Origin of the sequence: Silanimonas sp. (genome assembly GCF_044377035.1) — a bacterium.
In the GTDB taxonomy this organism is placed as follows: Bacteria; Pseudomonadota; Gammaproteobacteria; order Xanthomonadales; family Xanthomonadaceae; genus Silanimonas.
This window is the reverse complement of record NZ_JBILJW010000046.1, coordinates 1-5,518: the sequence shown is the minus strand read 5'-3', so window position 1 is coordinate 5,518 and position 5,518 is coordinate 1. Positions and strand designations below refer to the sequence as shown.

At 66.1% G+C, this 5,518-nt stretch carries 4 protein-coding genes, 1 tRNA gene and 1 pseudogene; all 6 read left to right on the top strand.

Translation table 11 applies throughout. The features are described 5' to 3' along the window. Positions 1–1,061: pseudogene (locus ACIQ6S_RS14030) on the top strand (hypothetical protein); the annotation flags it as partial. A gap of 19 nt (positions 1,062–1,080) precedes the next feature. Continuing rightward, on the top strand, positions 1,081–2,604 hold the full coding sequence (locus ACIQ6S_RS14025) for an NADH-quinone oxidoreductase subunit M (protein WP_397573800.1): 1,524 nt from the start codon (positions 1,081–1,083) through the stop codon (positions 2,602–2,604). A gap of 16 nt (positions 2,605–2,620) precedes the next feature. Beyond that, complete coding sequence (gene nuoN, locus ACIQ6S_RS14020; protein WP_397608894.1) at positions 2,621–4,063, top strand: NADH-quinone oxidoreductase subunit NuoN; 1,443 nt, start codon at positions 2,621–2,623, stop codon at positions 4,061–4,063. 55 nt (positions 4,064–4,118) lie between these two features. Further along, positions 4,119–4,195 (top strand) — tRNA-Met (locus ACIQ6S_RS14015). A 140-nt stretch (positions 4,196–4,335) separates the two neighbouring features. Beyond that, positions 4,336–4,902, top strand: a complete 567-nt coding sequence (gene rimP / locus ACIQ6S_RS14010; RefSeq protein ID WP_397608893.1) for a ribosome maturation factor RimP — start codon at positions 4,336–4,338, stop codon at positions 4,900–4,902. Positions 4,903–4,937: 35 nt separating this feature from the next. Continuing rightward, positions 4,938–5,518: NusA N-terminal domain-containing protein (locus ACIQ6S_RS14005; protein ID WP_397608892.1), on the top strand; the 581-nt coding region annotated here is incomplete at its 3' end.

Below are 5,518 nucleotides of genomic sequence, written 5' to 3'. Positions count from 1 at the left end.
CCTACTGGACCTCGTTGATCGGAACGCTGGCCTTGGTCGGCTTCCCGTTCTTCTCGGGCTTCTACTCGAAGGACAGCATCATCGAAGCGGTCCGCGCGGCGGGCGAGGGCGGCAGCTGGGTCAACCAGTACGCGATCTTCGCGGTGCTGGCGGGCGTCTTCGTCACCAGCTTCTACAGCTTCCGCCTGTTCTACCTGACGTTCCACGGTGAAGAGCGCTTCCGCCACGCGCACGCCGATGACGGACATGGGGCGCACGGCGACCACCACGACCACCACGACGCGCACGACGACCATGGCCACCATGGCCCGGTCGAACCGCACGAGTCGCCGTGGGTCGTCACCGTGCCGCTGGTGCTGCTGGCGATTCCGTCGGTGCTGGTCGGCTTCTTTACGGTGGGGCCGATGCTGTTCGGCAAGGATCTCTCCGGCCAGAAGGACGTCACCCCGTTCTTCGAGGGGGCGATCTACCAGTACGTTGAGCGTTCGCCCGACGCCATCGCAACGCTGCCGTCGCGCGTGACCTTCGAGCCGGCGGTCGAGGCTCCGGCCAACTGCGAGGCCATCAACGCCGCGGACGAGGCCAGCCACGGTTCGGGCGTGGCGCTGACGCCGGATCTGCTGGGCTATGTCGGCTGCAAATACTTTGGCCACGGCGCGGTCGGTTTCGGATCGCACGGTTTCGTGGCGCTGCCGTTCTGGCTGATGCTCGGAGGCTTCGCGCTGGCGACCTTCCTTTACCTGCTGCGTCCGGGCCTCAGCGGGAAGATCCGCAAGGCGCTCGCGCCGCTGGTCAAGGTGCTCGAGGCCAAGTACTGGATGGACCACCTCTGGATCAACGGCTTTGCCGACGGCGGCATCAAGCTCGGCCAGATCGCCTGGAAGCGCGGTGACCGCGGCCTGATCGACGGTGTGCTGGTCAACGGCTCCGCGTGGGTGATCGATCGGGTCGCCGCCGTCAGCCGCCACGTGCAGTCGGGTTACCTCTACCACTACGCCTTCGCGATGATCGTCGGCCTGATCGCCCTGATGTGGCTGGTCGGTCGATGGACCGCCGCCTGAACCGACCAAGGACGCCCTGATGGATGGTTTTCCCCTGCTGAGCGCCCTGATCTGGCTGCCCCTCCTGGGCGGTCTGGCCACGCTCTATTTCGGTGAGTCGCGCGGCACGCAGGCGAAGTGGTTCGCGCTGCTGGTCGCGCTGGCGACGCTCGCGCTGAGCATCCCGCTCTACACCGGCTTCGATGCGTCGTCGGCCTCGATGCAGTTCGTCGAGAAGCGCGAGTGGATCCCGGCCTTCGACATCTTCTACCACCTCGGGGTCGACGGCATCGCGGTGGCGCTGATCCTGCTCACCACGATCACCAGCGTGCTGGTGCTGATGGGGGCCTGGGGTTCGGTCGAGCGCCGCGTGCACCAGTACTACGCGGCCTTCCTGGTGCTCGAGAGCCTGATGATCGGCGTGTTCGCCGCGCAGGACGCCATCCTGTTCTACGTGTTCTTCGAGGCGATGCTGATCCCGATGTTCATCGTGATCGGCGTGTGGGGCGGTGCGAACCGCGTCTACGCCAGCCTCAAGTTCTTCCTGTACACCTTCCTCGGCTCGGTGTTCATGCTGGTCGGGTTGCTTTACCTGTACGTGAAGGGCGGCAGCTTCCAGCTCGCCGACCTCTACACGCTGCAGCTGACGGCCACCGAGCAGACCTGGCTGTTCTTCGCGTTCTTCGCCGCCTTCGCGGTGAAGATCCCGATGTTCCCGGTGCACACCTGGCTGCCGGACGCCCACGTCGAGGCGCCGACCGCGGGCTCGGTGGTGCTGGCCGCGATCATGCTGAAGATCGGCGGCTACGGCTTCATCCGCTTCACGCTGCCGATCGTCCCCGACGCGGGTGCCGAGTGGGCGTGGCTGGTCATCGCCTTCTCGCTGGTCGCCGTGGCCTACATCGGCCTCGTGGCGCTGGTGCAGGAGGACATGAAGAAGCTGATCGCGTATTCGTCGATCGCCCACATGGGTTTCGTGACGCTGGGCATCTTCATCGCCTTCGGCCTGATGCGCGGTGGCGACGTCCGCCAGGACGCAGCGGAGCTCGGCTTGCAGGGCGCGATGGTGCAGATGATTTCGCACGGCTTTGTGTCCGGCGCGATGTTCAGCTGCGTCGGCGTGCTCTACGACCGCATGCACTCCCGCATGATCAAGGACTACGGCGGCGTGATGAACGTCATGCCGTGGTTCGGCGGATTCTTCGTGCTGTTCGCGATGGCGAACGCCGGCCTGCCGGGCACGTCGGGCTTCGTGGGCGAGTTCATGGTCATCCTGGCCGCCTTCCAGGCCAAGCCGTGGATCGGCTTCATCGCCGCCACGACCCTGATCCTCGGCGCCGCCTACACGTTGTGGATGGTGAAGCGCATCCTGTTCGGCGAGGTCGCCAACAGCCATGTGGCCGAGCTCACCGAGATCAATGCCCGGGAAGCCTGGGTGCTGGGCCTGTTCGCCGTCGGCGTGCTGCTGCTCGGCGTCTATCCGAAGCCCTTGACCGACCTGATGGACGCGTCCGTGGTTCAGCTGGTGTCGCAGCTGTCGGCCACCAAACTCGTGACGCCGTGACGGAGACCTGATCGCGATGATGCCCCTGCCCACCGCCGCGGACCTGGTCCCCGTCCTCCCCGAGATCGTCCTCTGCGGCGCCGCGTTCGGCCTGCTGCTGGCCGATCTCTTCGTCGACGCCAAGCGTCGCGGCCTGATCCACTTCCTCGCGCTGCTGGCGCTCCTCGTGACGGCCCTGCTGGTCGGTCGCGGTCTCGCCGGCGAACCGATCTCGGCCTTCGGCGGCATGTTCGTCCGCGACACCTTGGCCGACGTGCTGAAGATCGCGATGTGCATCACCACCGGTCTCGCGCTGGCCTATGCCCGCCCGTACCTGACCGAGCGCGGCCTGATGGCCGGTGAGTTCTACGCGATTGTGCTGTTCGCCCTGCTCGGCATGATGGTGATGGTGTCGGCCGGCAACATGGTCACGCTGTACCTTGGCCTCGAGATGCTGGCGCTGAGCTCGTACGGCCTAGTGGCGATGGACCGCGACAGCAAGGTCGCCTCCGAAGCCGCCATGAAGTACTTCGTTCTGGGCGCGCTGGCGTCGGGCCTGCTGCTGTACGGCATGTCGATGATCTACGGCGCCACCGGCAGCCTCGGCCTCGAGGCCGTGCACCAGGCTGCCGCGAGCAGCAGCGACCGCAGCCTGCTGCTGTTCGGCGTGGTCTTCGTGCTGGTCGGTGTGTCGTTCAAGTTCGGCGCCGCGCCGTTCCACATGTGGGTGCCCGACGTCTACCAGGGCGCGCCCACGGCCATCACGCTCTTCATCGGCTCGGTGCCGAAGATCGCGGCCTTCGGCTTCGCTTACCGCCTGCTGGAGTCGGGCCTCGGCGCGACCTCGGCGGAATGGTCGCAGATGGTGGCGTGGCTGGCCCTGCTGTCGCTAGTGATCGGCAACCTGCTGGCGCTGGCGCAGACGAACCTCAAGCGCATGCTCGCGTACTCGACGATTTCGCACGTCGGCTTCCTGTTCATGGCGCTGGCCAACGCCGGGCCGACCGGGTATTCGGCCGCGATGTTCTACGCCATCAGCTACGCGATTTCGGCCACCGCCGCCTTTGGCGCGATCATCCTGATGTCCCGCCAAGGCTTTGAAGCCGAGTCGATCGCGCACTACAAGGGTCTGTGGCAGAAGAGTCCGTTCCACGCCACCCTGATCCTGATCGTGATGGCGTCGCTGACCGGCCTGCCGCCACTGCTCGGCTTCTGGGCCAAGCTGGAAGCGATCCGCGCCGCCGTGCAGGCCGACCTGCTGTGGCTGGCGATCGCTGGTGTCGTGATGGCCGTGATCGGTGCGTTCTACTACCTGCGCGTCATCAAGGTCATGTTCTTCGACGAGCCGGAACGTGATGTCGCGGTCGTGCACCCCGACGGAACGCTGCGCTTCGTGTTCGCCACCAACGCGATCGCGCTGCTGGTTCTCGGCGTCTTCGCCAACCTGATCATGGTTTGGACGCGCGCCGCATTCGCATGATCGAACAGGGTGCTTGCGCAGGGCGCAGGTAACCCCGTATACTCGCCGTCTCTGCTGCGGGGTGGAGCAGTCTGGCAGCTCGTCGGGCTCATAACCCGAAGGTCGCAGGTTCAAATCCTGCCCCCGCTACCAGTTTCGCGTCGTATCCTCTGCTCCGGATCGACGTCAGGCTGGGTCGGAAGTCCCTCTCGAGGGGTTCCGGCCCCCGGAAATTGGATGTACCGGAAAGGGCCTCTCGGCCCTTTTTTGTTTCCGTTTTTTCGCGCAGGCCCATGAGCACAAAGACCGAAGAACTCACTGCCATGCTCGCCCCCGTCGTCGAAGGCCTTGGCCTCGGCCTCGAGCTGCAGGGCATCGAGTTCGCGCCCTCGCGCAGCCATGGCCTGCTGCGCCTGTACATCGACGTCGCCTCGGGAGAGCGCCACGTCACCGTCGAAGATTGCGAAGCGGTCAGCCGCGAAGTGTCGGCGGTGATGGACGTGAACGACCCGATCGCGAGCGCCTACACGCTCGAAGTCTCGTCGCCGGGCCTTGACCGCCTGATCTTCAATGCCGCGCAGGCGACGCGCTTCGCCGGCCAACAGGTCAAGGTGGCGCTGGCGCTGCCGCAGGACGGTCGTCGCCGCGTCCAGGGCGCCATCCTCAGGGCCGAGGCCGACCTGCTGGTCATCGGCCTCGAGAACGGCGGCGAGTTCGCCGTCTCGTTCGACAACATCGACAAAGCGAGGCTGGTGCCGGATTACGCGGCGCTGGGCCTCGAGACGGCGGCGCCGAAAGCACCCCGTCCGCGCCGCAAGCGCGCCGAAACCCCGAATTCGAAATCACCCGGAACCCACTGAAGCCGGCCCTAGGTCGCGCTGTCGCGGAGTCAAGCATGAGCAAGGAACTGTTGCTGGTCATCGAAGCGGTCGCCAATGAAAAGGGCGTGCCGCGCCAGGTCATCCTCGAGGCGATGGAGGCTGCATTGGCGTCCGCCGCCAAGAAGCGTTACCCGGAGCAGGACGTCGCCTGCCGCGTCGCGATCAACCCGAAGGACGGCAACTACGAGACGTTCCGTCGCTGGGAAGTCGTGGCCGACGACGTGGTGATGGAATCGCCGGACCGGATGATCCGCTTGATGGATGCGGTCGACGAGCGCGAAGGCGCCGAGGTCGGCGAGTTCATCGAAGAGCAGATCGAGAACCCGGAATTCGGCCGCATCAGCGCCCAGGCCGCCAAGCAGGTCATCGTTCAGCGCGTCCGCGAGGCCGAGCGCCAGCAGGTGGTCGATGCGTGGAGCGACCGCGTGGGCGAGCTCGTCACCGGCGTCGTCAAGCGCGCCGAGCGCGGCAACATCTACGTCGACCTCGGCGGCAACGCCGAAGCCTTCATCCCGAAGGACAAGTCGATCCCGCGCGACGCCCTGCGTCCGGGTGATCGCGTCCGCGGCTTCCTCTACGAAGTGCGCTCGGAGTC

Bases quoted from the DNA above. Each gene is read 5' to 3' on its own strand.
- rimP (WP_397608893.1), top strand. From the start codon at position 4,336: ATGAGCACAAAGACCGAAGAACTCACTGCCATGCTCGCCCCCGTCGTC.
- ACIQ6S_RS14025 (WP_397573800.1), top strand. From the start codon at position 1,081: ATGGATGGTTTTCCCCTGCTGAGCGCCCTGATCTGGCTGCCCCTCCTG.
- nuoN (WP_397608894.1), top strand. From the start codon at position 2,621: ATGATGCCCCTGCCCACCGCCGCGGACCTGGTCCCCGTCCTCCCCGAG.